Source organism: Alkalicaulis satelles, from assembly GCF_008630495.1.
Lineage (GTDB): Bacteria > Pseudomonadota > Alphaproteobacteria > Caulobacterales > Maricaulaceae > Oceanicaulis > Oceanicaulis satelles.
Genome location: NZ_VWOJ01000001.1, coordinates 353,469 through 379,827, shown reverse-complemented (window position 1 = coordinate 379,827; position 26,359 = coordinate 353,469). Strand labels below are relative to the sequence as shown.

Below are 26,359 nucleotides of genomic sequence, written 5' to 3'. Positions count from 1 at the left end.
GCCGCGCGTCAAAGGCTAGTCAGGCCCATGAAAAGGGTCAAATCCGGGCGGGGCGTGTGCTTTGCGAAGGGTTGCGGAGCAATCGAATAGCGTCATGCTGAAAAGCGATTGCCCCCTACCCGCCATGCCGCTGCGCCAGCACCTTGGCCACATCGCCAAGCCCTAAGCCCCGCGCGCGCAGCAGCACCATCAGGTGGAAGATGAGGTCGGCGGCCTCGCCGGTCAGCGCGTCATCACCCTCGCCCACGGCGGCCAGCGCGGTTTCAACGCCCTCCTCGCCGACCTTCTGGGCGATCTTGGCGACGCCCTGGCTGAACAGCCGGGCGGTATAGCTGGTTTCGGGGTCTGCGCCCTGGCGATCGGCGATGATGCGTTCCAGCCGGGCCAGGAAGCCCAGCGCGCCTTGCGTCTCTTCACCCCAGCAGGTCGGCGTGCCCAGATGACAGACCGGGCCTTCGGGCCGGGCCTGGATGAGCAGGGTATCGCGGTCGCAATCAAGGCTCACAGAGACCAGGCGCAAGACATTGCCGCTGGTCTCGCCCTTGGTCCACAGACGGTTTTTCGAACGCGACCAGAAGGTGACCAGGCCGCTTTCACGGGTCTGGTCCAACGCCGCGGCGTTCATATAGCCCAGCATCAGAACCGCGCCGGTATCGGCGTCCTGGATCACCGCCGGGACGAGCCCGGCGCCCTTCTCCCAGTCCACGTCGAGCGCATTATCGAGAGCATCACTCACGGGCGCACCTCCACACCCTGGCTCAATAGCCAGACTTTCAGTTCGGGAATCGCGATCACGCCCTTGTGGAACACGCTGGCGGCCAGCGCCCCGTCCACTTGGGCGGTTTTGAACACGGTGGCGAAATGCTCTTTGGCCCCCGCCCCGCCCGACGCGATCAGCGGCACCGGGCAGACGGCGCGCGCGGCGGCGAGCTGGTCGAGATCATAGCCCTCGCGCACCCCGTCCTGGTCCATGCAGTTGAGCACGATCTCGCCCGCGCCCCGGTCTGCGGCTTCGGCGATCCAGTCCAGCGTGGCGCGCGCTTCGGTGACGGTCTTGTCCGGATCGCCGGTATTGCGGTGGACGCGCCACTGGCCGTCAATGACCCGGCTGTCCACCCCCACCACCACGCACTGGCTGCCGAACTCGCGCGCCAGCGCATCGATCAGGGCGGGGTTTTCCAGCGCGGGCGAATTGACCGAGATCTTGTCGGCGCCGGCGAACAGCCGCGCGCGCGCATCATCGACGCTGCGTATGCCGCCAGCGACGCAGAACGGGATGTCGATGCGGCGCGCCACCTCGCTGACCCAGCGCGGCTCCACCGTGCGCGCCTGCGGGCTGGCGGCGATGTCGTAGAAGACCAGCTCGTCGGCGCCTTCTGCAGCGTAGCGCGCGGCCAGCCCTGTGATATCGCCCACATCCTCATGGTCGCGAAAGCGCACGCCCTTGACCACGCGGCCATCCTTGACGTCCAGGCAGGGAATGATGCGCCGCGCTAGCATGCCAGCGCCTCGGCCAGATCAATCCGGCCCTCGAACAGCGCCCGGCCCATGATGGCGCCCGACAGCCCGGCGGCTTTCAGCGCGCGCAGATCATCGAGCGACGCCACCCCGCCCGAGGCCTGCCAGGCGATGTCGGGCCGGGCCGCGATCAGGTTGTCATAGAGGGCTTTATTCGGCCCCTCCAGCATGCCGTCGCGGGCCACATCGGTGACCAGGGCATGGATCAGCCCGGCCTCGCGATAGGCTTCAAGGAGCGCGTCCAGCGTCTGGTCCGAGCGCTGCGTCCAGCCGCGCACCACGGGCCACGCCACACCGTCCTCCAGCTTGACGTCAAACGCGGCGGCCAGGCGCTCAGGCCCGAAAGCTTTAAGCCAGCCGATCACCGTGCGCGGTTCGCTAATAGCGAGACTCCCCACCACCACGCGCGCCGCGCCCGCGTCCAAAAGGGCGGCGATGTCCTCGCGCGTGCGCACCCCGCCCCCGGTCTGGATCTTCAGCCCCGCGCCGGCCACCGCCTCCACGAGGCCCGTCTGGCGCCGGGTTGCGTCGCGTGCGCCGGACAGGTCCACCAGATGCAGCCACTGCGCCCCCGCCGTGCGCCAGGCCTGGGCTGCGGCCAGCGGATCGCCGCCATAATCGGTGACGGCGTTGAAATCGCCGCGGGCCAGACGCACCACGCGCCCGTCCAGCACATCAATGGCCGGATAGAGGATCATGTCCGCGCCTCCAAGAAGTTTTGAAGAATCCGCGCGCCAACCGCGCCGGAGCGTTCAGGGTGAAACTGGCAGCCGGCCGCATGGCCCCGGCGCACAATCGCCGTCACCGGCCCGCCATAGTTTGTGATGACGCTGGCGTGGGGTCCGGCGGCGGCGTGATAGCCGTGCACGAAATAGACATGGGCGCCCTCGTCCACGCCCGCCATCAGCGGCTCGTCGCGCACCGTTTCCAGCCGGTTCCAGCCCATGTGCGGCCACGGCCCGTCCGCGCCGGGATCAAGCCGGGTGATCCGGCCCGGAATGAGCCCCAGACAGTCCACATCGCTCTCGTCCGAGCCCTCGAACAAGAGCTGCATCCCCAGGCACAGGCCCAGAAGCGGGCGGGTCTCGCTGCGCAGCGCATCCGCCCAGCCCGAGGCTTCCAGCCGCGCCATGGCGGGGCCGGCCGCGCCGACGCCGGGCAGGATCAGCCGGTCTGCGTCCCTGGCCTCATCGGGCGTCGCTGCGATCACGGGATCGGCGCCCAGCCGCTCCAGCGCAAAACGCACCGAGGCGATATTGGCCGTGGAGGTGTCGATGATGGCCAGCGTCATCTAGAGCACGCCCTTGGTCGATGGCAGCGCCTCGCCTTCGATGCGCGCGGCCATGCGCAAGGCCCGGCCGAAGGCCTTGAAACAGGATTCGATCATGTGGTGGGCGTTCTCGCCGTCCACGCTGACATGGATCGCCGCCTTCATGGATTCAGCCAGCGAGCGGAAGGCGTGGGGGCACATCTCGACGGGAAAATCGCCCACCCGTTCGCCCGGGATCACCCCGTCAAAGCGCGCGAAAGGCCGCCCCGACAGATCGATCCACACGCCCGCGCGCGTTTCATCCATGGGCGTTTCAAAGCCGAAGCGGGCGATGCCGCGCTTGTCGCCCAGCGCCTGGCCCAGCGCCTCGCCCAGCGCCAGGCACACATCCTCGATGGTGTGGTGGGCGTCCACCTCCACATCGCCTTCGCAAGTGACGTCCAGCGCAATGCCGCCATGGCGCGCGATCTGCTCAAGCATGTGGTCGAAGAATTTCACGCCGGTATCGACCCGCGCGCCCTCCCCGTCGAGATCGACGCTCAAGGCGATATCGGTCTCCTTGGTGGTGCGCCGCACGCTGGCGCGCCGCCCCGAGGCGCGCGCGCCCAGATGTTTCGCCAGCGCCCGCGCCGCCGCCGCGTCGGGGATGAACAGCGTTCCGTCCTGCGCCGTCACCAGACCGAGGCCCGGCGCTAGCGCAGGGTTGATCCTGACACCGTGCTCCGTGATCTGCGCGCCTGCGCCCAGCAGCGGCAGGACCTCGTCCAGCACCCGCGCGCGCGCGTCACGGTCCGCCTGTGCGGCGGCCAGCGCCGCCGGACGCAGGGCATCGATCCCGGCTTCCAGCAGCACCAGAGGCGGCGCGGCGAGCGCAGCTTCCGCCTCTTGGACGTCCTTTTGCGTCTCCAGCACCAGCGCCGTCACCGGCGCGCGCGGCGGGCCGAGGCGGATCAGGGCGGGCGCAGATACGCGCTCGGCCGTTACATCGCTCAAGGGCAAACCGGCCAGATCGGGCGCGGCGCGGCGGGCGTCTTCGGGACAGCTCGCCAGCACGATGCACGCGGCCTCAACGCCCAGAAGGGCGGCGAGATGGTTTTTAAGCGCTGCATGAGCTTTTTGCGCCTGAGCGCTGGCGTCATTGGAAAAATCGATCTGATAGCTCATGACGCCTTCTCCCGCCTGACCGCCATGGCGAGGCGGTGGGCGTCCAGCCCCTCCAGCGCCGCCAGGCGCTCCACCACCGGGCCAAGAGCCTTGGCGCCTTGGGCGTTCATCTCAAGGATGGTGGTGGTTTTCTGGAACATCTCCACGCTCACCCCGCCATAGGCCCGCGCCGCGCCCGCCGTGGGCAGGGCGTGATTGGGGCCGGCGGCGTAATCGCCCGCCGCTTCCGGCGTCCAGGGGCCGAGGAAGATGGAGCCGGCATGGCGGACTTTCTCAGCAAACCCGCGCGGATCGGCGGTCTGCACGATCAGGTGCTCGCTGGCATAGGCGTTGACCGCCTCCAGCGCCTCGGCCTCATCGGCGACGATCAGGGCGCGCGAGTTCTTCAGCGCCGCGCGCGCCACATCGGCCCGGGGCAAGCGGGCGAGCCAGTCGGCGATGGCCGCTTCCACCCGCGTCACGAAGTCATCCGACCAGGCCACCAGCACCACCTGGGCCATCACGTCATGCTCGGCCTGGCTGAGCAGATCGATGGCGGTCAGGGACGGATCGGCGCTGTCATCGGCCACCACCATCACCTCGCTGGGTCCGGCGGGCAGATCGGCCGCCGCCCCGCCCGGGCTCTGGGCCAGCAGCGCCTTGGCCGCGGCCACATAGGCGTTGCCGGGGCCATAGATCCGGTCGGCTTTCGGAAGCCCCGCCGCGCCATAGCCCAGCGCCGCCACGCCATGAGCGCCGCCAAGGGCGTAGACTTCATCCAGGCCCAAGAGGTGCGCAGCGGCGAGAATGGCGGGCTCCACGCCCTCACCCTTTCGCGGCGGGGCGATCACCGCGATGCGTTTGACGCCCGCGATCTGCGCCGGGACCGCCAGCATGATCAGGGTCGAGACCAGCGGCGCGGTGCCGGCCGGCACATAGAGCCCGGCCACATCAATCGGCCCGGCCCGACGCTCGGCGCGCACGCCCGGCCATGTCTCCACCGAGACGGGGCGGTAGCCCTGCTCTGCGTGAAAGGCGCGCACGGCGTCGGCGGCGGCCAGAATGGCGCCGCGATCGTCTGCGGCAAGCTGCGAAGAAGCCGCCTCAAGCTCATCTTTTGAAACGCGAAACCCGTTCTCAGGGGCCCACTGGTCGAGGCGCAGGGCGTAATCGCGCACCGCCGCCTCGCCGCGTTCGCGCACATCGGCCAGGATGGCGCGCGCCACCTCCATGGCGTCGGACGCATCGGAAGGGCGCGCCATCACGGCGGCGCGGGCGGCGGCGTCCAGCTCATTCCATTGATATCGCGCCAGCATGTCAGGCCATCATCTTTTCAATCGGCATCACCAGGATGGAGCGCGCGCCGGCGGCTTTGAGCCGTTCCAGCGTGGTCCAGAACACCTCCTCGGTGCACACCGCATGGACCGCCACCACGTCATCGCGGCCTACAACGGCGGCGACGGTGGGCGCATCGGCGCCGGGCAGCACGGCGCGCACCTCGTCCAGCCGGTCACGCGGGGCGTTCAGCAGGATGTATTTGGTCTGGCGCGAGGCGATCACGCCCTTGAAGCGCTCGATCAAGAGGCTGGCCAGATCATGCAGCGCCGCCGAGCGCGGCTCGGGCCGGCGCACCAGCACCGCCTCGCTCTCCAGCACCGTCTCGAAGGCCTTCAGCCCATTGGCTTCCAGCGTGGCGCCCGACGAGACCAGATCGCAGATGGCGTCGGCCACGCCCATGCGCGGCGCCACTTCCACGCTGCCGCCCATCTCCACAATCTCGGCGCTGACGCCGCGCGCCTTGAGGAATTGCGCGGTCAGGCCGGGATAGCTGGTGGCCACGGTCTTGCCGTTCAGATCAGACAGCGTGCGGATCGCGCCGCCCTTGGGCGCGGCCAGTTTCAGCGAGCAGCGCGCAAAGCCCAGCTTGAGCGCCACTTCGAGACCTTTAAGCCGGCCGTGGCGCGCCTGGGCCTCATAGAGGACGTTCTCGCCCACAATGCCGTAATCGCACGCGCCCGAGGCCACGAAGCTGGGGATGTCGTCATCGCGGATCAGCATCAGGTCCAGCGCCACATTCTCCGCCCGGCGCAGCAATTCATCGCGGCCCCAGGCGAGCTTGACGCCGGCCTTGGCCAAAAGCTCGAACCCGCCTTCGGCCAGCCGGCCCTTTTTCTGCACCGCCAGTGTCAGGCGCTCGCTCATGATGAGGTCTCCCGCGTGCGGTCCAGCACCAGCCGGTAGCCGCGATGATCTTCCTGGCTCAGAAACCGCGCCACCCGCGTCACCGTGGTGGTGCTCACGCCCGTCTGCGCGCTGATATCGCGATAGGACTTGCCGCCCTCGTCCAGCATGCGCGCCACGCGCCAGCGCTCGGCCAAAGCCTGCAGCTCGCCCGGCGTGGTCAGATCACGCAGGAAACGGCGCATCTCGTCAGGCGTCTTCAAGGTCAGAAGCGCTTCGCACAGCGCCTCGATATCTTGCGCGCCGCCCGCCCTGTCCGGATTGTCCGCAACCGCCATGGCCGCCTCCTTCGCATCATCGGAAGGCGTTATAGCGTGTTATCGCGTTAAAACAATGGGCGGGCTGCAGCGCACGGCGTTAAGGGTAAATTCAGTCATGGCGGCAATACCTTGCCTTGCGCCAAGATGGGGATAGCCATGAAATGCACCGCATGCCGGGACGGGGTCAAAGCTCCGTTTGACTTCACCATGGCCTTCCAGCCCATCGTCAGCCTGTCGCGGCGAAATGTCTGGGCCTATGAGGCGCTGGTGCGCGGGCCTGACGGTCAGGGCGCGCCCTGGGTGCTCGACCAGATCAATGACGAGAACAAATACGCTTTTGACCAGTCCTGCCGGGTCAAGGCCATCGAGCTGGCCGCCGGGCTTTTTGGCGGTGACGCGGACGGCGCGCGCCTGTCGATCAATTTCCTGCCCAATGCGGTCTACACGCCCGCCGCCTGCATCCGCACCACGATGGAAGCGGCTGACCGCACAGGCTTTCCCGCTCACCGGATCATGCTGGAGTTTACCGAGGGCGAGAAGATCACCGATGTCGATCACGTCAAGTCCATCATCCGCGAATACAAGGCCCGCAAACTGATCACGGCGATTGATGATTTCGGCGCCGGGTTTTCCGGCCTGGGCCTGCTGGCCGAATTCCAGCCCGATGTGATCAAGCTGGACATGGGCCTGATCCGCGGGATTGATGATCACCCCGGCCGCCAGGCCATTGTCAGCGGCATTCTCTCCACCAGCAGGCTTTTGGGCCTGACCGTCATCGCCGAGGGCATCGAGACCCTTGATGAGATGCAGACGCTGCAAGGCTTGGGCATTGATCTGATGCAGGGCTTCCTGTTCGCCCGGCCGGCCCTGGCCGCCCTGCCCGATATCCGCTGGCCGGACGCGCCGCCCGCCGCCCTCACCGCCTAGAGATTTCGCCGGTCAGTTCTGACCGCCCAGATTGCCCTCGCCGGACGGGGTTTCGGGCGCCTCGTCGCGGCCATCCCAGGGGGTTTCCTCGGCCGGGTCCATGGGCAGATCGGTAAAGCCGGTCAGATCCGACAGCTCCTGGCTGTCGCGGCCTATCTCAACCCGGCTCAGCGCATAGCTGCGGATCAGGCGCGCCACCGAATGCAGGGCGTGGATATGGATGCGCTCATAGCCATGCGAGGCGTCCACGCCAAACGTGACCAGCGCCGTGCGCACATCGGCGCCCGCCTCGATCGCGCTGGCGCTGTCGGAGCGGTAATAGCGGAAGATGTCGCGCTGATGCTCGATCCCCTCGTCCCGGCACAGGCGCAGCAGCTTCTGGGTCAGGTGATAATCGAACGGGCCGGTCTGGTCGGCCATGGAGATGGTGACGCCGAACTCGCGGCTGTTCTGGCCGGGCGCAGCGGCGCCGTTATCGATGGTGACCATGGAGGCGATGTCCTGGGACAGGACCGAGCTGGCCCCGTGGCCCACCTCCTCGGTGATGGTGAACAGGAAATAGGTGTCCACCGCCAGCGGCTCCTCGCCCTCCACAATGGCCTTGAGCGCGGCGAACATGGAGGCCACGCCCGCCTTGTCGTCGAGATGGCGCGAGACGATGAAGCCGTTGTCGAGAAATTCCGGCTGCGGGTCGATGGCGACGAAATCGCCGATATTGAAGCCCAGCGCCTCCAGATCGGCCTGGCTGGCGGCCACCACGTCCGGGCGCAGCTCCACCTGGCGCCAGTTCACCGGCTGGGTGTCCACTTCCTCATTGAAGGTATGGCCCGAGGCCTTGAGCGGCAGGATGGAGCCCCGGAACGCGCCATGCTCGGGCGTGAACACCGTGCAGCGCGCGCCTTCCGCGAAACGCGAGGACCAGTGGCCGATGGGGACCACCTCCATGCGGCCATTGTCCTTCAGCGCTTTGATCTGGGCGCCCAGCGTGTCGATATGGCCGACAATGGCGCGCGCAGGCTTGCGCCGTCCGCCCTGGATGCGCGCGCGGATGGCGCCGCGCCGCGTGATTTCGAACGGCACGCCCAGCCGGGTCAGCTCCTCGCAGCACAGCCGGGTGACCGCATCGGTAAAGCCCGACGGGCTGGGCGTGGCGAGCAGGCGCGCCAGGATGTCCTTGAGATAGGCGTCGTCGATAACAGGCGTGGACAAGGGTCAGCTCCTGGACAGGTCAGCGCGGGCCGGACAGAGGAAACAGCAGATCAATGAAGCGCTCGGCGGTGGGCTGGGGCTCGTGATTGGCCAGGCCCGGGCGCTCATTGGCCTCGATGAACACATGATCGGGCGCATCGGGCGCGGTGACGATGAAATCCACCCCCACCACCGGAATATCAATGGCGCGCGAGGCGGCGATGGCGCTGCGCGCGATGTCGGGATGCAGTTCATCGGTCACGTCATGCAGCGCGCCGCCGGTGTGCAGATTGGCGGTGCGCCGCACACGGATGATCTCGCCCGAACCGGGGACATCGTCCCAGCCATAGCCGGCGCGTTTCAGGGTGCGTTCGGTTTCGCCATCCAGCGGCACCACCGATTCCCCGCCAGTGGCCGCGGACCGGCGGCGCGAGAGCGCCTCGACCAGCGCGCGCACCGTCTTCACCCCGTCGCCGCGGATTTCCGGCGGCTTGCGCAAGGCGGCGGCCACCACCTCGTGATTGATCACCACCACGCGCAGATCATCGCCGGCCACGCATTCCTCGATCAGCACCCGGCCGCCGCCCTCGGCGCGGGCGCTGGCTATGGCGCTCTTGAGATCTTCCAGGCTCTCAACTCCGACCGAGACGCCCCGGCCCTGTTCGCCGCGCGCAGGCTTGACCACCACCGAGTCATGAGCGGCCAGGAAGTCCGCCACCGCGTCAGGCATGCCCTGGCTTGCCGCCAGATCAGCCTCTTTGGGCGCCAGACCGAGCTGTTTGGGGACCGGAACGCCCGCCTTGATCATCAGCCGGCGCGTGACCGCCTTGTCATCGCAGCGGCTCATGGCCACGGCATGGGTGAGCTCGCTGAGGGATTCCCGGCATGTCACGGCGCGTCCGCCATGGGTCAGGCGGAAAAAACCGCCCTCATCATCAAGCACTTCCACCGATATCCCGCGGCGGCGCGCCTCGTCGGTGATGATGCGCGCATACGGGTTCAGCCCCTCTTCCGGCGCGGGGGCGATGAAGAGCTTTTCATTGATCGGGTTTTTGCGCTTCAGGGTGAAATATGGCGCGCGCCTGAAATTCAGCTTTTCATACAGCGCTATAGCCGAGGTATTATCGTGCAGCACTGAAAGGTCCATGAAGGCGCAGCCGCGCGCCTGGAAGAGTTCGGCCAGGCGCCGCACAAGCGCCTCGCCTATGCCCGGGTGCGGCGCGCGGGCGTCCACCGCCAGGCACCACAGGGAGCTGCCTCGTTCGGGATCGTGAAAGGCGCGGCTATGGTCCACGCCCGTCACCGCGCCGAGAATATCGCCGCTCTCGGAATCCTCGGCCACCAGGAAGGTCAGGGTGCGGCTGTCGCGCTGGCGCCAGAAAAAGTCCGGCGCCACCGGCACCATGCCCCGCCCGGCATAGATGGCGTTGACGGTCCGGGCGTCGGCTTCCGAGCACAAACGGCGCACGAAAAAACCCTTGGGCTGACGCCGGGACGCCCGATAGGTCGCCAGATCAAGGCGGTAGGTGTGGGACGGGTCGAGGAAAACCTCCTGGGGCGCAGCGGCCATGGCCACGTGGGGATCGCGGATATAGACCGCGATATCGCGCTGGCCGCGCTGCTCGTCGCGCAAGGTGTCGATCAGCGTCTGAGCGCTGTCAAAGGTCTGGGCGAAGATCAGCCGTCCCCAGCCCGCATCCAGAACCGCCTCGCGGTCCGGCTGGTCCTTGTCCTGACCTGAAATAGGCTTCTTGAGGCCATGCTCGCGCAGGCGTTTGAGCCGGTGGGTCACGGCCCGGCGCGGCGCTTCGGAACTGCGAGCGGTCATGCGCCCTCCTTGCCTGGGCCTAACCGGCGCCATGGGCTTCCAGCCACATGGCCAGAAGTCCGATCTGGTAGAGCTTCGAGCCCCTTAGCGGGGTGATATGGGCTTCGGGATCGGCCAGAAGCTGGTCCACATAGCCGCGCCGCACGATTCCCATCTCCTCGAAGCGCTTTGAGGTGACAGCATCACGCACCCGCTCAAGATACGGCCCGCGCAGATATTTCAGCGCCGGCACGGGGAAATAGCCTTTCGGCCGGTCGATCACCTCATGAGGGATCACATCACGCCCCACCTGTTTGAGGATGCCCTTGCCCTCCTCGGCGGTCTTGAGCTCGGCGGGCACGCGCGCCGCCGCCTCCACGACCTCATAGTCAAGGAAGGGCGTGCGCGCCTCAAGCCCCCAGGCCATGGTCATGTTGTCGACCCGCTTGACCGGATCGTCCACCAGCATGATCTGGGTATCCACCCGCAGCGCCTTGTCGATGGGCCGGTCCGCGCCCGGACGGGCGAAATGCTCGGCGACAAAGTCGCGCGGCCGGTCGCCATTGAGCCAGCGGTCCTGCAAGAGCTCGCCCATTTCCTGACGCCCGCGATCAAAGAAGGATTTGGCGTAAGTCTCCAGCGCATCATTGGTTTCCAGCATGGGCGGATACCAGTGATAGCCGGCGAAAATCTCGTCGGCCCCCTGCCCGGACTGCACCACTTTCACATGGCGCGAAACCTCCTGGCTGAGCAGGAAGAATCCCACGCAGTCATGGCTGGTCATGGGCTCGCTCATGGCCGCGATGGCTTCCTCCAGCGCCGGCAGGGCGCGGCCGGTATCGATGCGGATCTGGTGATGATCGGTGGCGAAATGTCTGGCGATAATGTCGGAATACTGGAACTCGTCGCCCTGTTCCTCGCCCACGCTCTCAAACCCGATGGAGAAGGTGGACAGGCCCGTCTGCCCGGCCTCGGCCAGAAGCCCCACGATCAGCGAGCTGTCGAGACCGCCCGACAAAAGAACGCCCACAGGCACATCGGCCACAAGGCGGCGCTTGACCGCCGTGCGCAGCGTATCGGCCACCAGCGCCTTCCAGTCAGCGGCCGAATAGCCGCGCTCGTCGTCGCGCGGACCGAAGCTCACATCCCAGAACTGGCGTGTGGTGCGCCGGCCATCGGGCTCGATGCGCATCAAGGTGGCGGGCGGCAATTTGCGCACCCCGCGCACCATGGTCCAGGGGGCCGGCACCACGGCGTGGAAGCTGAAATAGAAATTCAGCGCATCAGGATCGAGCGATGTGTCCACATCCCCAAAAGCGGTGAGCGCCTGAAGCGTGGAGGCGAACCGGAAAGCGCCAGCGGTTTCAGCATAGTAGAGCGGCTTGATACCCAGCCGGTCACGCCCGATCAGGACCCGGCCCGAATCGCGCTCGGCGATGGCGAAGGCGAACATGCCGTTCATGCGGTGCACGAAGTCCTCGCCCCAGGCATGATAGGCCTTGGCGATCACCTCGGTGTCGCCGGTGGAGAAGAAGCGATAGCCCTTGGCCTCAAGTTCGGCGCGCAATTCCTTGTGATTATAAATGCATCCGTTGAAGACAACGCTCAGTCCCAGCTCGGAATCCACCATGGGCTGCTGGGCGGCGTCGCTCAGATCAATGATCTTCAGGCGCCGGTGCGCAAGGGCGATCCGGCCTTGGGCATGCAGGCCTGACGCATCAGGCCCGCGCCGGTTCATCGTGTCAGCCGCCCGGTCCAGAGCCGCCAGATCGGGCGCCTGGCCATCAAAGCGAATTTCACCGGCTATGCCGCACATACAGTCAATCCTTTCAGGTAGGCACTTGCCCCAGTATGCATATGCATAATGGCGCAAACAGTTTCATGACGGGTTGGCCGCCTATGTCGTGGGTTTCGGCTGAAAAATCAAGTTTTGCAGGCTGTCACGGCGGCCTCACGGGTAATTTATCCTGAGATATCATTAGGCGATGTTGACCTTTGCGCGCGGATTCCTATCTTCATCGCTGTCGCCCTTTTGTTGAAATCTGTGGAGCGCCGCGCGCGGCGCCAGGAGGAATTGTGGCCTTTAATAAACCGCACACCCGTCAAAAGCGTATTGATCTGGCCCAGATCGGAGAAGCCGGCGATATCGCCGTGCTGATCACTGACGGCTTCGCCGCATCCGATCTGACGGATGTGGCTACGGCGGCTGAGCGCAGCAGCTATCGCACGGTGATCGTCAGCCCCAATAAATCGCTGGTGAGCGGACGGTCTGCGAGCAATGAGGAAATGAATTTTGTCGTGGACGCCCATCCCGGCGACCGGGGTCCGGAAGCCTTTTCAGGCCTGTTGATCCCCGGCGGCGCCCATGGGCTGACGCGTCTGATCGAAGACCAGGACGCGCGCCTTCTGATCCAGGCGTTCATCAAGGCCGGCAAACCGGTTCTGGCCATGGCCGAAGCCGCGCCCATACTGGCCGAAGCCGCCGGCAAGACGCCGGGCGAAGCCGGTCAGGCTGCGCTGGCCCTGCGCGGCGATTTGTTTGCGGCCGGAGGCGAAGAGGCCCGCGAGGACGCCATCTCCACCTTCATCAAGACGCTGGACATGGTTGAGGAAGCGGCCTGAACCGCGGCTGCACCGACCTGAATGAAGAAGGGCCGCAGCCTGGTGCTGCGGCCCTTTTCATATGCATTGTAAGGGGGTTGCAGGAGCCCCCTACTTCTCCCAGTCCCGCTCGATGGTGCGCGAGGCCAGCAGGAAGAGCACGCCGGCGACCGCATAGAGCGAGGCGCCGATGGCGATGGAATAGCGCAGCGATTGCTCGCCAAATGTGGGGGTGAGCAGGGTCGAAAGCTCGCCCAGCACATACACCCCGACCCCGATCCCCAGAAGATTGTTGATCAGCAGGAAGATGGCCGAGGCCATGGAGCGCATATTGGCCGGCGCCAGATGCTGGAAGGCCGACAGCACCGGTCCCAGCCAGCTCAGCCCCAGCGCTGTGGGAATCAGGAAGAGCAGAACCGCATAGAACGGTGTCGGCGCAAACGTGCCGAGCACGTACATCGGGAAGGCCACCAGGAAAGCCAGCGCCGGAACAATGGCGTAGGCGGTTTTCTTCGCCTTGCCCAGCCGGTCGGCCAGGATGCCGCCGAACAGAATGCCCAGACTGCCGCCCACGAACAGCACGCTGCCGAACACCCAGCCGGTGTCGATAATGCCCAGTTCATAGGTGCGCGAGATGAAGCTCGGCATCCAGAAGAACACGCCATAGCCCATCATGGACGAGCACGACGCCCCAAGCGTCAGCAGCCAGAAGGACGGCTTGGTGGCGAGAATGCGCAGCACATCGATAATGCCCGGCTTTTCAGCCGCTTCCTCGATGGCTTTACCCGCCAGCCCTTCGCCCTGCTGGGGCGGATGCTTGGCCACGGCGGCTGCGGCGGCTTTCTGACGCTCGCTGACCGGATCCAGGCCGCCGCGCTTGGGCTCGCGCATGGTCAGCTTGAAGATCGGGGCGATGACCACACCGGCCAGGCCCACAATGATGAAGGCGGCGCGCCAGTCGAGATCCTTGCCAATGGCGCCGCCCGCGATCTGGGCGCCTGCGACCACGCCGAAGGCGCTGCCGATGGGGATGCCCAGCGAATAGATGGCCAGCGCCCTGGCCCTAGCGTCCGGCGGAAAATAGTCCGCGATCAGCGAATAGGACGGCGCCACGCCGCCGGCCTCGCCCACACCGACGCCCACCCGGGCGGCGAAGAGCTGCCAGAAATTCTGCGCCATGCCGCACAGGGCGGTGAAACCGCTCCACACGGTCAGCGAGACGGTGATGATCCAGGTGCGGTTGGTGCGGTCGGCCAGCCAGGCGATGGGCACGCCCAGGGTTGAATACAGCGCGGCGAACGCAATGCCGCCCAACAGGCCCAGCTGGCGGTCGTCCAGGCCCAGCTCTTCACGGATGGGAATGGCCAGGATCGAAATGATCTGCCGGTCCAGAAAGTTGAACGCATAAACGATGAACAGCATGAACAGCACCCAGACGCGGTAGCGCGTGCTGGGCGGCGCGGGCTCGTGAGCCCCCGAAGACTGGCTGGCGGCGGTCATGATGCTCCCCGTATGCTGTTCTGATCTGTGCGTCCGGACGGCGCACGGCGCCATGATGGAACCGATCTGACGGAAACTGCAAAGAAAAAGCGCCGCTGGCCCGGTTGCGGGCGCAGCGGCGCTCTCCCCGTCGCCCGCCCTCTAGTAGCGGAAGGCGATTGTGGCGGTGACGGTGCGCGGATCGCCGTAGAAGGCGGTCAGCGTGCCCTCAAGACCCAGGTTGGGCGTACCGTCGGCATTGATGAAGTTATAGCCCGACACCTTGTAACGCTCGTCGGTCAGGTTGCGGCCATGCACGCCCGCCTGCCAGCGGCCGTCATTGGAGTTCCACACCACCGACGCGTTCCACAGCGTGTAGCCGTCCTGGTCCAGGGTCGGGTTGGGGATCTCGAACTGGCTGTAGCTGCCGCGATAGGCCAGCGTATTGATGACCGAGAGCGCGCCATTGGACAGCGGCACGGTGTAGTTCAGCGTGCCCGACGCCATCCATTCAGGCGTGTTCTGGATCACGGCCTGGTCGGAAATGTCCACGCCGAAGGCGTCGATGAACTCGTCATACTCGCCGTTGAGATAGCCAATGGCCCAGTTGAGATCGAGCGTGTCGCCGCTGGTGAAGGCGTCTTCGGCCAGCCCCAGGAAGCCCTCATACTCAATGCCCCACAGCGTGGCGGCGCCGGCATTGGTGGTCACGCCGGTGAAGGTGTCGAACACCCCGTCCCCGGTGGTGTCCACGCCGATGGAGCCGGGCACCTGCACGTCGGTATAGTCATTGTAGAAGAAGGCCAGCGCGTGGCGGTAGCCGCCTTGCGTGAACTTCCAGCCGGCCTCATAGGCGTTCACCGTCTCCGGGTTGAAGCGCATGAACTCGAACTCGTCGATGCCGGCCGCGGCCGCCGCCGTGGTCTGGCCGCGCGGGTCGAAGCTGCCGCCTTTGAAGCCCTGGGAGAAGCTGGCGTAGAAATTATTGGCCGCATCAGGCTGGTAGGAGACAGAGATGCGCGGGCTGAAATCGGTCCAGCTGTCCGACCCGTCAAAGTCGGAGGTGACGGCCACCAGGGTCGGCGAGCCGCCGAAGAATTCCGAGAAGCCGCCGATATAGGTCCGGCGCAGGACGCGCGAGGCGCGCTTGTCACTGGTATAGCGCGCGCCCAGGGACACCGACCATTCCGGGGTCAGGTCATAGGTGAAATCGGCGAAGACCGACCAGGTCTCGGTTTCCACATTGCCGAAGGTCTGGGCATTGAGGCCCGGCAGGCCGAGCACGTCGCCCGTAGTGGCCAGCAGCACGTCGAACACGGTGGAGGCTTCAGCGTCGAGATAATAGGCGCCGATAATGCCGTTCAGCCGGTCGCCGGAATAGACCAGCTGGAATTCCTGGCTGAACTGCTCGTTATCATAAAGCGCGGGCACATCCAGATCGGCGCCGGGCAGCGAGTCGAAGTCGATGGGCGTGGTGGAGCTGTCTTCACGCCAGGCGGTGATGGAGCGGAAGGTCCATTGATCATTGATCTGGATATCGCCCGACAGCGACACGCCCTGCCCTTCGATCTTCTGGTCCACCACATCCAGGCCGCCGCGGGTGTCGAACACATTGTCCAGCACCGGCGCGCCGGTCAGCAGCGAGGGGATCAGGCGGTGGCCGCCGCGCGGATTGGAGGTGTCTTCGATACGGTCATAGACCGCGCGGATGAAGATGCGGTCATCAGGCTCGAACTCAGCCGAGATCCGGCCGGCCAGCACGCGCTTGTTATAATTGTCCTGGCCCGTGGTCAGGTTGGTTCCGAAACCGCTGCGGGTGAGATTGGCCACCGCCCCGCCGACGCGGAACGCATCGGACAGCGGCGCAGAGCCGGACACGATCACGTCGAACTGGTCATAGGAGCCGACATTCATGCGCGCCGAGAAGCTCGGCTCATCGCTCAGGCGGCGGGTGACGTATTTGACGGCGCCGCCCACGGTGTTGCGGCCGTAGAGCGTGCCCTGGGGCCCGCGCAGAACCTCGATGCGCTCCACATCAAAAATGTCCAGCACCGCAGCCTGGGGACGGTTGAGATAGACATCGTCGATATAGATGCCCACGCCCGCCTCGAAACCGGCCACCGGGTCCTGCTGGCCGATGCCGCGGATGAAGGCGGTCAGGGTGGAGTTGGTGCCGCGCGAGACTTCCAGCGTCACGTTCGGCGTGGTCTGGGCGATGCGGGTGATGTCCTGGGCGCCGATGGCTTCCAGCTGGGCGCCCGAATAGGCGGTCACCGAAACCGGCACGTCCTGCAGGCTCTCCTCGCGGCGGCGCGCAGTCACCGTCACCACATCGCGGGTTTCGCTTGCCCCGGCCTCCTGCGCAGCCGCGGCGGCCGTGACGGGCAGCCAGGAAACGCTGGCCAGAAGCACAGCAGAACTGATCACTTTACGGCGGATGGTCATCGGACTCCCCTCCCTGAGAAGCTATGTCTTGCGCCCGGCTGACGGGGCGCTGATGGCGGGGATAATTTCAACGTTGAATGAAAAGTCAATGCCAATTAGACTTTCCACAAGTGCTGAAATATTCATGTGAGGCGCATGCGCCACACATATCCGACACAGAGCGGCGGCGCCCGCTCACAATCCAAGCGAGGCCTAATGGCAGTCGCCCGCAAACTGAGCCGCGGTGAAATCACCCGCGAGAAACTGCTGGATTCAGCGGAAAAACTGTTCGCGCTGAAGGGCTTTCATGGCGTCACCGTGCGCGCCATCGCCCGCGAGGCCGACAGCGATCCGGCCCTGGTGGCGTATTATTTCGGCGGCAAGCGCGAACTGTTCGACGAGGTGCTGCTGCGCCGGGCCGAGCAGCTCAACCAGATTCGCCTGCAGGAGCTGGAGGCGTGCGAGCGGGCCGCCGGGCCGGAAGGCCCGACGGTGGAGGAAATCATCGCCGCCTTCACCCATCCGCTGCTGGACCGCTCCATCCACGGCGATCCGGGCTGGAAGAGCTATTTCGCCCTGATCGGCCAGATCACCAACGCGCCCGATTGGGGCGGGGCGGTGATGTCGAAATATTTCGACCCCATCGTGCGCCGCTTCCTGCAATCGCTGCGCAAGGCGCTGCCCGATTGCCGCGATGAGGAGCTGTTCTGGAGCTATCACTTCCTGTCCGGGGCGCTGGTGCTCACCTTCGCCGAGACCGGACGCATTGATTCGCTCTCGGGGGGCTTGTGCAAATCCTCCGACATCGAAGCGGTGGCCGACCGGCTGCCGGAGTTTATCGCGGCGGGCTTCCGCCGTCTGTGCGCCCGGGACGCCGCCGCCCGGGCCGAACGCGCCAGAGCAGAACCAGGACAGGACGCATGACCGATTTCGCCGCCCGCACCTTCACAGCCCCTGACGGGATCAAGACCTGGTACCGTTTCTACGACGCCGGAACAGACCGCCTGCCCGTGCTGTGCATGCACGGCCTGACGCGCAATAGCCGCGATTTCGCCGACATGATCCCCTCGCTCACGCAGGCCGGCCGTTCGGTGATCGCGGTGGATGTGCGCGGGCGCGGCCATTCGGACTACGACCCCCGTCCGGAAAACTATAATCCGGGCGTCTACGCCCAGGACATGTTCGGCATTCTCGCCCAGGAAGGCTGGGACAGGGTGATCACGCTGGGCACCTCCATGGGCGGGCTGATGTCCATGGTGATGGCCGCCAGCCGCCCCGGCCTGATCGAGGCGGCGATCATCAATGATATCGGTCCCGAGCTCGACCCCGCCGGCCTGACGCGCATCCAGGGCTATGTGGGCGGCGCTGGCGGCCCGTTTGAGGACTGGAACGCCGCCGCTGAAGCGGTGCGCGCGATTAACGGAACCGCCTTCCCCAGGGAAACCGGCCCGGACTTCTGGCTCGCCTTCGCCCGGCGCACCTGCCGGGAACTGGAAACAGGCGGCGTGGTGTTTGATTATGACAAGGCGATTTCCGAGCTGGCGCGCACGGGCAATGTGGCCCCGCCCGATCTGTGGCCCTTCTTTGATGCGCTGACGGCCTCGCCCATCCTGCTGATCCGCGGGGCGATCACCGATCTGCTGGCCATGAGCTGCGTGGATGAGATGCGCCGGCGCGCGCCGCGCATGGCCTATTGCGAAGTGCCTGATGTGGGCCACGCCCCGCTGCTGACCGAGCCTGAAGCGGCCTCGGCCATTGACGCCTTCCTCGCCGGCCTCGACTGAAGGCCTCGTTTTTTCAAGGATGCCCGCCATGCTTTTGCGCCTGCTTGGAGCCCTGATCCTGATTGCGGTCCTGGTGATCGCGCTTGTGGCGTTTCTGACGCGCAGCCCCGGGCCGGCGCCCGTTGACGCAGACCTGCCCGCCAGCGCCGACCGGCTGGTGGAGGCGGCGGGCCAGACCTGGCGGGTGCGCGAGGAAGGCCCGGCGGATGCGCCGGCCCTGATCCTCATTCACGGCTTCAGCCATTCGCTGGAAACCTGGGACGCCTGGGCTGAGGATCTGACGGCGGACTATCGCGTGATCCGCTTTGATCTGCCCGGCCATGGCCTGACCGGCCCGCGCGAGGATGAAGCCTATTCCGTCAGCGACACGGTGGACCAGGTCGCAGGCCTGCTCGCGCAAATCGCCCCGGAACGCTTCATTCTGGGCGGCTCCTCGCTGGGCGGGCTTGTGTCCTGGCGTTATGCGGCGCTCCACCCCGAGCGGGTGGAGGCGCTGGTGCTGGTCAGCCCGGGCGGCTATCCCATCCACGGCGTCAGCGATGAGCCCGCCCCCCTGCCCTTGCCGGTGCGGATCTATCTGACCACCGCGCCGGAAGTGGGCGTGCGCGCAGCCACGCGTTCGCTTTACGCCGATCCTTCCCTTGTGACGGATGAGCAGGTGGCGCGCATCCGCGCCATGATGCGCACGCCCGGCGTGCCAGAAGCGCTGGTGGCGCGCATCGAGCAGTTCACCCTGCCCGACCCCGAACCGGACCTGGCGCGCGTCACGGCCCCGGCCCTGCTGTTGTGGGGCGCTGCCGACGCGATGGTGCCGGCCGAGCACGGCCCGCGCTTCGCCGCCGCCCTGCCCGATGCGCGCCTGGTGGTGCTGGAGAATGTGGGCCACATGCCCATGGAGGAAGCGCCGCAGGACAGTCTTCAGGTGGTGCGCAATTTCCTGGCGGGCCTGACCGCCGGCCTCGACGATTAGGCCGGAGCGCTGACGGCGGGCGTTTCCTTGACGTGCAGGTCGATCTGCGGGAACGGGATCTCGATCCCTTCCTCGTGCAGGGCCTCCCACAGGGCGAAATAGACCTCGCTGCGCACATTGGAGAGCCCGGCTTCCGGATCGGCGATCCAGAAGCGCAGTTCGAAATTGACCGAGCTGTCGCCGAACTCCATCAGATTGCAGGTCGGTTCCTTGTCAGGCACGACGCGGGCTACGCTGGCGGCGGCCTTCAGGGCGATCTCCTGCACCTTGCGCAGATCGCGGGTCTTGTAGGACACCCCGAACGGCGCATGCAGGCGCACGATGCGGTCCGAGCGCGACCAGTTGATCACGCCATTGGCGATGAAATGCTCATTGGGGATGAGCATTTCCGTGCCGTCGCGGGTGCGGATGGAGACATAGCGCGACTGCATCTCCGAGACCCAGCCGAACGTGCCGTCCACCTCGATCGCATCGCCGGGCTTGATGGATTTGTCGGCCAGCAGGGTGAAGCCGGCGGCGAAGTTCGCCACGGTCTTCTGCAGGCCCAGGCCCACGCCAATGCCCACCGCGCCGGAGAAAATGGCCAGCGTCGCCAGATTGAACCCGGTCATCTGCAGCGCGATCAGCAACGCCGTGACCGGCAGCACCACGCCCAGCACTTTCGAAATCAGCGCCTTGAAGGCCGGCGACAATTCCTCGGACCGGTCCAGCTGGGTGTTGATCGCCCGGCCCGCCAGCGAGGCCAGCCAGAACAGCACGCCGAAATAGACCAGCGTGCGCACGATATCGAACAGGGAGAGCTGGATCGCAGAGCCGTCATCAGCCACGCCCAGCGGGATGGCCAGCGCCTGCATCTGGGCGATCACCGGCACCAGCAGGCCGAACACGTCCAGCACCGCGATCGGCCAGGCGATATAGAAGGCGATATTGGACCAGAATTTCGACTGGATCACCAGGCTGACGGCCCGGATCACGATCCAGGCGGTCATCAGGCTGGTGGCGGCGTTGACCAGCGCATAGGGCCGCTCCAGCGCGGCCAGCACCACCTGGAACAGGGTCAGCGCCGCCAGCAGGGCCAGCGGCGTCATCAGCATGGCCGCCGCATTGATCAGGCGGCGCGGCCAGCCGGTTTTCAGGAAGCCCGAGGTGGACTGAACGATCAGCGCGCGCAGGCGCGGGCCGAAGATCAGCGCCGGGATCACCGCCGCCGTGATCAAGGCCAGCTGGACGCCGTTATCCCAGTTGAGCACGGACTGCTCGAACCAGTCATAGGCGGCGATCAGGCGCGCCTGAAGTTCGTTCAGGGGCACGATATCGTCTATGGCCGATCCCGGCTGGCCCTGAGGCTGCGTCATGGCTGGCTCACGCATAAAGGCTTCTCAAGCACGCGAACCTTGCGCGTTCAGGCCGGTTTGTCGAGCCGTGATCGCCCTGTCAGGCGGCTTTGGGGACTTTGCGCCAGACCAGTATGGCGCTCGCAATGAGGGCCGCCGCCAGCAGATGGCCGCCATCCATCACAAGCAGGCCCAGCGGATAATTCACCCCGTAGGCATAGCCGTACATCAGGCTCGGAAGCATGAAGAACAGCCAGGCCGCAAAGCCCAGGCTCACATGCCCGGTCAGGTTTGACCGGCGCGAGGCCTGCAGCATGAAGGCCAGGCCTGTGACGATGAGAATCGGCATGACCGGCCCCAGGACAATCTTCCACTCATGGCCGGCGAAATCCTGCGGGCTGTAGCCGGCCAGCGACATCCACAACGCATTGAACACGAGGCCGTAAATCACAAACCCGACAGCGTAGAACGCGATGACCGCGGCGATGAACGCCAGCAGGTCGTGACCGAATATGCGCGGCATGACCGCCTCCCCTGTCTTGGTGAGCGGCGCTGCGCCGCTTCATGGCGCGATCATAGACCTGAGTGCGTTCATTGGCTTCAGAAATGTGACAGACCGGCCGGGCGCCCGCCCCGGTTCCCCTTGAGGACTTGCGGGAGTATGCATGCGCCCTGAACCATCCAGCGCCCTCACCTGATCACGGACACGTCCATGGCCCGCATCCTCGTCACCAGCGCCCTGCCCTATATCAATGGCGTCAAGCATCTGGGCAATCTGGCGGGCTCCATGCTGCCGGCGGACGTGTATGCGCGCTTCCAGCGCCTGCGCGGCCATGAGGTGCTGGCGATCTGCGCCACCGATGAACACGGCACCCCCGCCGAGCTGGCCGCCGCCGAGGCCGGCCAGGACGTGCGCGCCTATTGCGACGAACAGCACGAGATCCAGAAACGCATCGGCGAAGCCTTCGCGCTGGACTGGGACTGGTTCGGGCGCACCTCGCGCCCCCAGAACGCGGCGCTGACCCAGCATTTCGCCGAAACGCTGGAGGCCCGGGGCCTGATCGCCGAGGTCACCGAGCGCCAGATCTATTCCATTGATGACGCCCGCTTCCTGCCCGACCGCTATGTGGAAGGGACCTGCCCCGAATGCGGCTATGAAAAAGCGCGCGGCGATCAATGCGATAATTGCGGCGCGCTGCTGGACCCGGTCGATCTCAAGGATCCCTATTCGGTGATCTCCGGCTCGCGCAATCTGGAGGTCCGCGAGACGCGCCATCTCCAGCTGCGCCAGAGCGAGATGGCCGGCCGGCTGCGCGCCTGGGTGGATGCAGCCCAGGGCTGGCCGTCCCTGGCCAAATCCATCGCCTATAAATGGCTGGATGAAGGCCTGCGCGACCGCACCATCACCCGCGATCTCAGCTGGGGCGTGCCGGTGACGAAAGACGGCGCACCGAGGCCCGGCTTCGAAAGCAAGGTGTTCTATGTCTGGTTCGATGCGCCGATCGGCTATATCGCCGCCACGCGCGAATGGGCCGAGGCCACGGGCGGGGACTGGGAAAGCTGGTGGCGCACCGACAAGGGCGCTGGCGATGTCAGCTATGTGCAGTTCATGGGCAAGGATAATGTGGCCTTCCACACCGTCAGCTTCCCGGCCACCCTGCTGGGCTCTGAAGAACCCTGGAAGACGGTGGACAAGCTCAAGGCCTTCAACTGGCTGACCTGGTATGGCGGCAAGTTCTCCACCAGCCAAAAACGCGGCGTGTTCATGGATCAGGCGCTGGATCTGCTGCCGGCCGATTACTGGCGCTGGTATCTGACCGCCTATGGCCCGGAAGGCGCCGACGCCCAGTTCACCTGGGAAAGCTTCCAGTCGGCGGTCAATTCCGATCTGGCCAATGTGCTGGGCAATTTCGTCAACCGGATCACCAAATACTGCGCCGCCAAATTCGATGGCCAGGTTCCGTCCGCCGGCGCGCCCGGCGAGGCGGAAAGCTGGATGGCGGACGAATTGTCCCGGCGGCTCAAGGCCCTGACCGCCCATTATGAGGCCATGGAGTTCCGCAAGGCGGGCGCCGAAACCCGCGCTTTGTGGGCGGCGGGCAATGAGTATCTCACAAGGGCCGAGCCCTGGGTGAAGTACAAGAACGATGTGGACGCGGCGGCTGTGGGCGTGCGCACGGGGCTCAATCTGGCGGCGCTGTTCGCCATCATCGCCCAGCCGGTCATTCCCGGCGCCGCCAAAGCCGTGCTGGATGCGCTGGGCGTGCCCGAGGACAGGCGCAGCTGGCCGGACTGGCAGGATCAGTCCTTGCTGGACGCCCTGCCCCACGGCCACGCCATCACGCCGCCGGACGTGCTGTTTGCGAAAATCGAGGACGCGCAGATGGCCGAATGGACGCAGCGCTTCGGCGGCGCCGTCTAAACCGGCAGCAAGGCCGCATAGACCCGGCGCGCTTCGGACGCCAAGAGGTTATAGGCCCGGCAGGCCGAGCCGGTATCCATCACTTCCAGCCCGATGCCGGCCTCGCGGAAGGCGCGCCGGACGTCTGCGGGCGGATGGACCAGGCGGGCGCCCGCGCCCAGCACCACCACATCCGGGCGCAGGCGGGCGCCGATCAGATCGTCAAAATGCTCCGGCGCAAGACCGGCCGGGCTGTCGGGCGCACCGGTCCAGGCCCGCGCAGCGCCGTCCAGGATCAGCGTCGCGCCGTCCTTGCGCACGCCGCCGATGCGGAATCCTCCGTCACCGAAAGCGTCAATGGCGGGGACGCGGAGTTCAGACGCCATGGGCGCGCGCGCCCTCCTCCTCGCCGCTATCGCGCTTGACGCCGGTCAGGGTCAGCAGCGGCGCGGCGACGAAGATGGAGGAATAGGTGCCGATCGCCACGCCCCAGATCAGCGCCAGGGCGAAGCCCTCCAGCGCCGGGCCGCCAATGATCGCCATGGACAGGATCGCCACCAGCGTGGTGCCCGAGGTCAGGATCGTGCGCGACAGGGTGGCGTTGATGGCGATGTCCAGCACCTCGGCGGTGGGCTTGGTCTTGTATTTGCGGAACATCTCACGGATGCGGTCATACACCACCACCGTGTCGTTCATGGAATAGCCCACAATGGTCAGGATCGCCGCGATGGTGGGCAGGTTGAATTCCAGCTGGGTGACGGCGAAGAAGCCGATGGTCAGGATCACGTCGTGGATCAGCGCCAGCACCGCGCCCACCGAGAACTGCCACTCAAAGCGGAACCAGATATAGAGCAGCATCAGCACCAGGGCGACGATCACCGCCGTGGTGCCCGCCACCACCAGCTCCCCGGAGACCTGCGGCCCGACCACCTCGATGCTGAGATACTCCACATTGGCCAGGGTGTCGTTGAGCACGCCCTGCACCGCCCGCCGGGCGGCCTGCTGGGCGGCTTCGAAATCCTCGACCGGCGCGCCGGTGACCCGCTCGGCCGTGTCCACATCCACCATGGCCACGCGCACCAGCACGTCAGAGGGCCCGCCGAACTCCTGCACCTGGACATCGCCCAGATTGAGCGCGCCAAGGGCGGTGCGTATCTCGCCCAGATCGGCCGGTTCCGGCGCGGTGCTCAGCGCGATCACCGTGCCGCCGCGAAAGTCGATCCCCAGATTCAGCCCGAAGGTGAAAAACGCCCCCACCGAGCCCAGGATCATCGCCATGGACAGGATGAACGCGCCCACCCGCATGCGGATGAACTGATAGCGCGTCTCGACCGGCAGCAGGCGCACGAATGGAAAGAAGTTCATGACCTGGCTCCTACATCGGCAGCGATTTGGGCCGCATCACGCGCAGCCAGGTGGCGATGATCAGGCGTGAGAACACAAAGGCCGTGAACACCGAGGTCAGAATGCCGATGCCCAGCGTGACGGCGAAGCCGCGCACCGGACCTGCGCCCATCATGTAGAGCACGGCGGCGGCCACGAAAGTGGTGATGTTGGCATCCAGAATGGCCGACAGGGCGTGATTATAGCCGTTCTCGATGGCGCTCGCGAGCGTTCGCCCGTTGCGGTATTCCTCGCGGATGCGTTCAAAGATCAGCACATTGGCGTCCACCGCCATGCCGATGGTCAGCACGATGCCGGCGATGCCAGGAAGGGTGAGCGTGGCCTGCAAGCCGGACAAGGCGCCCAGCAGCAAGAACACATTGGTGACCAGGGCCGCTGTCGAAACCAGGCCGAAATAGCCATAGGCCAGCCACATGAACACGATCACCAGGCCAAAGCCGATCAGGATCGCGATCTGTCCGCGCTCGATGGAATCCTGACCCTGGCTGGCGCCGACCGTGCGCTCCTCAATGGGCGACAGGCCGGCGGGCAGCGCGCCGGCGCCGATCATGGTGGCCAGATCGGTCGCCGTGCGGACGGTGAAATTGCCCTGGATAATCCCCGATCCGCCCAGAATGGCCGAGCGGATCACAGGCGCGGTGATGATCTCGTCGTCCAGCACCACCGCAAAGCGCCGGCCCACATTGCGCGAGGTCGCCTCGCCAAACGCCCGCGCGCCGGACTGGTTGAAGGTGAAGGCCACCACGGGCTGGCCGTTCTCGTCAAAGCTCTGCCCGGCCGAATTGAGCTGATCGCCCGTCACCAGCGCACGGCGCTGAACCGCCAGGCAGGGCTCATTGGGATCATCGGTGGGGTAGATCACGATGCCCGGAGGGGTGCGCGCACGGCAATCGGCCCCCGTCTCAACTCCTGATTCCACCATGTGGAAGGTCATGCGCGCGGTGGTGCCCACCAGATCGATAATGCGCTGGGGATCGCTCTCGCCGGGCACCTGCACCAGCACCCGGTCATCGCCCTGACGCGCAATCACCGGCTCGGTGGTGCCCATGCCGTCAATCCGGCGGCGAATGACCGAGATCGATTCGCGCACCGTGCGGCGGCGGATGGAATCCAGCTCCGCCTCGGTGATCTGGATGGTGATGGTGCGGCCGTCAGAATCACCCTGGATGCGCAGCGTGCGCGCAGTCCCGGCCTGGCCACCCGGGCCGGACACCCGCTCATTGACCTCTTCAAGACGCTCCAGCGCCCGGTCCATGTCCGCTGCATCGGTCAGGCGCACCACAATACGGTCATCCACCACGGCCGGCGGCGCGGACAGAATGGGAGGCGCGCGCCGGAACAGCGAGCGCACATCATCTTGCAGATTGCTCAGCCGGTCCTGCTTCACGCCATCCATGTCCACCTGGAACACCAGATGCGACCCGCCCTGGAGATCCAGGCCCAGATTCACGGTCTGGTTCGGCAGCACCGACCAGACGCCCTGGGGCCGCCCGTCCTCGCCGTGCCGGACCGTCTCCGGTACGAAATTGGGCAGGGTGAACGACAGGCCGATCAGGATGACGGCCAGGATGAGAACCGTCTTCCAGGGTGGGAAATACAGCATAGGCG

The 26,359-nt window shown here is 66.2% G+C and carries 24 protein-coding genes; 6 read left to right on the top strand and 18 right to left on the bottom strand.

The genetic code is table 11. From position 1 onward, the window contains the following. Positions 1–115 precede the first annotated feature (115 nt). The 8 genes from hisIE to F1654_RS01790 are packed head-to-tail and all read right to left on the bottom strand — an operon-like array spanning position 116 to position 6,450. Positions 116–736: a bifunctional phosphoribosyl-AMP cyclohydrolase/phosphoribosyl-ATP diphosphatase HisIE gene (hisIE, locus tag F1654_RS01825; RefSeq protein WP_150021798.1), complete on the bottom strand. Its 621-nt coding sequence runs from the start codon at positions 734–736 to the stop codon at positions 116–118. Beyond that, positions 733–1,500, bottom strand: a complete 768-nt coding sequence (gene hisF, locus F1654_RS01820; RefSeq protein ID WP_150021797.1) for an imidazole glycerol phosphate synthase subunit HisF — start codon at positions 1,498–1,500, stop codon at positions 733–735. The genes hisIE and hisF overlap by 4 nt, the downstream gene beginning before the upstream one ends. Then, positions 1,494–2,216, bottom strand: coding sequence for a 1-(5-phosphoribosyl)-5-[(5-phosphoribosylamino)methylideneamino]imidazole-4-carboxamide isomerase (locus tag F1654_RS01815; protein WP_150021796.1), 723 nt, complete (start codon positions 2,214–2,216; stop codon positions 1,494–1,496). The genes hisF and F1654_RS01815 overlap by 7 nt, the downstream gene beginning before the upstream one ends. Further along, positions 2,213–2,809, bottom strand: coding sequence for an imidazole glycerol phosphate synthase subunit HisH (gene hisH / locus F1654_RS01810; RefSeq protein WP_150021795.1), 597 nt, complete (start codon positions 2,807–2,809; stop codon positions 2,213–2,215). Before hisH ends, F1654_RS01815 begins: the two co-directional genes overlap by 4 nt. Continuing rightward, the gene (hisB, locus tag F1654_RS14075) at positions 2,810–3,952 is read right to left on the bottom strand and encodes an imidazoleglycerol-phosphate dehydratase HisB (RefSeq protein ID WP_150021794.1); all 1,143 of its coding nucleotides are present in this window, start codon (positions 3,950–3,952) and stop codon (positions 2,810–2,812) included. Beyond that, positions 3,949–5,247 (bottom strand): histidinol dehydrogenase, encoded by a 1,299-nt coding sequence (gene hisD, locus F1654_RS01800; protein ID WP_199200420.1) that lies wholly within the window; start codon positions 5,245–5,247, stop codon positions 3,949–3,951. The genes hisB and hisD overlap by 4 nt, the downstream gene beginning before the upstream one ends. 1 nt (position 5,248) lies before the next feature. Next, positions 5,249–6,133: an ATP phosphoribosyltransferase gene (gene hisG, locus F1654_RS01795; RefSeq protein WP_150021793.1), complete on the bottom strand. Its 885-nt coding sequence runs from the start codon at positions 6,131–6,133 to the stop codon at positions 5,249–5,251. Further along, positions 6,130–6,450 (bottom strand): YerC/YecD family TrpR-related protein, encoded by a 321-nt coding sequence (locus tag F1654_RS01790; RefSeq protein WP_150021792.1) that lies wholly within the window; start codon positions 6,448–6,450, stop codon positions 6,130–6,132. The genes hisG and F1654_RS01790 overlap by 4 nt, the downstream gene beginning before the upstream one ends. 138 nt (positions 6,451–6,588) lie before the next feature. Here F1654_RS01790 and F1654_RS01785 point away from each other — a divergent pair, with 138 nt between their 5' ends. Next, the gene (locus tag F1654_RS01785) at positions 6,589–7,359 is read left to right on the top strand and encodes an EAL domain-containing protein (protein WP_150021791.1); all 771 of its coding nucleotides are present in this window, start codon (positions 6,589–6,591) and stop codon (positions 7,357–7,359) included. 12 nt (positions 7,360–7,371) lie between these two features. Here the strand turns inward: F1654_RS01785 and F1654_RS01780 are convergent, their stop codons facing one another. From F1654_RS01780 to F1654_RS01770, 3 genes are read right to left on the bottom strand one after another with little or no spacing between them, the layout of a single operon-like run. Continuing rightward, positions 7,372–8,568, bottom strand: a complete 1,197-nt coding sequence (locus tag F1654_RS01780; protein WP_150021790.1) for an osmoprotectant NAGGN system M42 family peptidase — start codon at positions 8,566–8,568, stop codon at positions 7,372–7,374. Positions 8,569–8,587: 19 nt separating this feature from the next. Next, complete coding sequence (ngg, locus tag F1654_RS01775) at positions 8,588–10,375, bottom strand: N-acetylglutaminylglutamine synthetase (protein WP_150021789.1); 1,788 nt, start codon at positions 10,373–10,375, stop codon at positions 8,588–8,590. A 19-nt stretch (positions 10,376–10,394) separates the two neighbouring features. After that, positions 10,395–12,170 carry an N-acetylglutaminylglutamine amidotransferase gene (locus tag F1654_RS01770; RefSeq protein WP_150021788.1) on the bottom strand — a complete coding sequence of 592 codons (1,776 nt, stop codon included), beginning with the start codon at positions 12,168–12,170 and terminating at the stop codon, positions 10,395–10,397. 260 nt (positions 12,171–12,430) lie between these two features. Here F1654_RS01770 and F1654_RS01765 point away from each other — a divergent pair, with 260 nt between their 5' ends. After that, positions 12,431–12,976 carry a DJ-1/PfpI family protein gene (locus tag F1654_RS01765; protein ID WP_199200419.1) on the top strand — a complete coding sequence of 182 codons (546 nt, stop codon included), beginning with the start codon at positions 12,431–12,433 and terminating at the stop codon, positions 12,974–12,976. Between the two features lie 90 nt (positions 12,977–13,066). Here the strand turns inward: F1654_RS01765 and F1654_RS01760 are convergent, their stop codons facing one another. Both F1654_RS01760 and F1654_RS01755 read right to left on the bottom strand, forming a co-directional pair. Further along, positions 13,067–14,455 (bottom strand): spinster family MFS transporter, encoded by a 1,389-nt coding sequence (locus F1654_RS01760; protein ID WP_150021786.1) that lies wholly within the window; start codon positions 14,453–14,455, stop codon positions 13,067–13,069. A gap of 141 nt (positions 14,456–14,596) precedes the next feature. Then, positions 14,597–16,879, bottom strand: coding sequence for a TonB-dependent receptor (locus F1654_RS01755; RefSeq protein WP_150021785.1), 2,283 nt, complete (start codon positions 16,877–16,879; stop codon positions 14,597–14,599). A 195-nt stretch (positions 16,880–17,074) separates the two neighbouring features. Between F1654_RS01755 and F1654_RS01750 the strand changes: the two genes are divergently transcribed. The 3 genes from F1654_RS01750 to F1654_RS01740 are packed head-to-tail and all read left to right on the top strand — an operon-like array spanning position 17,075 to position 19,612. Continuing rightward, positions 17,075–17,782: a TetR/AcrR family transcriptional regulator gene (locus F1654_RS01750; protein WP_150021784.1), complete on the top strand. Its 708-nt coding sequence runs from the start codon at positions 17,075–17,077 to the stop codon at positions 17,780–17,782. Next, positions 17,779–18,642, top strand: a complete 864-nt coding sequence (locus tag F1654_RS01745) for an alpha/beta fold hydrolase (protein WP_150021783.1) — start codon at positions 17,779–17,781, stop codon at positions 18,640–18,642. The genes F1654_RS01750 and F1654_RS01745 overlap by 4 nt, the downstream gene beginning before the upstream one ends. 28 nt (positions 18,643–18,670) lie before the next feature. Further along, complete coding sequence (locus tag F1654_RS01740) at positions 18,671–19,612, top strand: alpha/beta fold hydrolase (protein ID WP_150021782.1); 942 nt, start codon at positions 18,671–18,673, stop codon at positions 19,610–19,612. On the opposite strand, the gene F1654_RS01735 is transcribed toward F1654_RS01740, so the two are convergent. Together F1654_RS01735 and F1654_RS01730 are read right to left on the bottom strand one after the other, a co-directional pair. After that, a complete protein-coding gene (locus F1654_RS01735) occupies positions 19,609–20,967 on the bottom strand; it encodes a mechanosensitive ion channel family protein (protein ID WP_150021781.1) in 1,359 nt (452 codons plus the stop codon). The genes F1654_RS01740 and F1654_RS01735 overlap by 4 nt on opposite strands. Before the next feature lie 79 nt (positions 20,968–21,046). Then, entirely contained in the window at positions 21,047–21,469 is a 423-nt protein-coding gene (locus F1654_RS01730; RefSeq protein ID WP_150021780.1) for a DUF1761 domain-containing protein, read from the bottom strand. A 189-nt stretch (positions 21,470–21,658) separates the two neighbouring features. Between F1654_RS01730 and metG the strand changes: the two genes are divergently transcribed. Next, positions 21,659–23,368: a methionine--tRNA ligase gene (gene metG / locus F1654_RS01725; protein ID WP_150021779.1), complete on the top strand. Its 1,710-nt coding sequence runs from the start codon at positions 21,659–21,661 to the stop codon at positions 23,366–23,368. On the opposite strand, the gene F1654_RS01720 is transcribed toward metG, so the two are convergent. Genes F1654_RS01720 through secD form a run of 3 tightly spaced genes read right to left on the bottom strand, consistent with a single transcriptional unit; the run spans position 23,365 to position 26,354 of the window. Further along, positions 23,365–23,733 carry an Mth938-like domain-containing protein gene (locus tag F1654_RS01720; RefSeq protein WP_150021778.1) on the bottom strand — a complete coding sequence of 123 codons (369 nt, stop codon included), beginning with the start codon at positions 23,731–23,733 and terminating at the stop codon, positions 23,365–23,367. The two genes, metG and F1654_RS01720, sit on opposite strands and share 4 nt — an antisense overlap. Next, positions 23,723–24,712 (bottom strand): protein translocase subunit SecF, encoded by a 990-nt coding sequence (gene secF / locus F1654_RS01715; protein WP_150021777.1) that lies wholly within the window; start codon positions 24,710–24,712, stop codon positions 23,723–23,725. The genes F1654_RS01720 and secF overlap by 11 nt, the downstream gene beginning before the upstream one ends. A gap of 10 nt (positions 24,713–24,722) precedes the next feature. After that, the gene (secD, locus tag F1654_RS01710; RefSeq protein WP_150021776.1) at positions 24,723–26,354 is read right to left on the bottom strand and encodes a protein translocase subunit SecD; all 1,632 of its coding nucleotides are present in this window, start codon (positions 26,352–26,354) and stop codon (positions 24,723–24,725) included. Positions 26,355–26,359 lie beyond the last annotated feature (5 nt).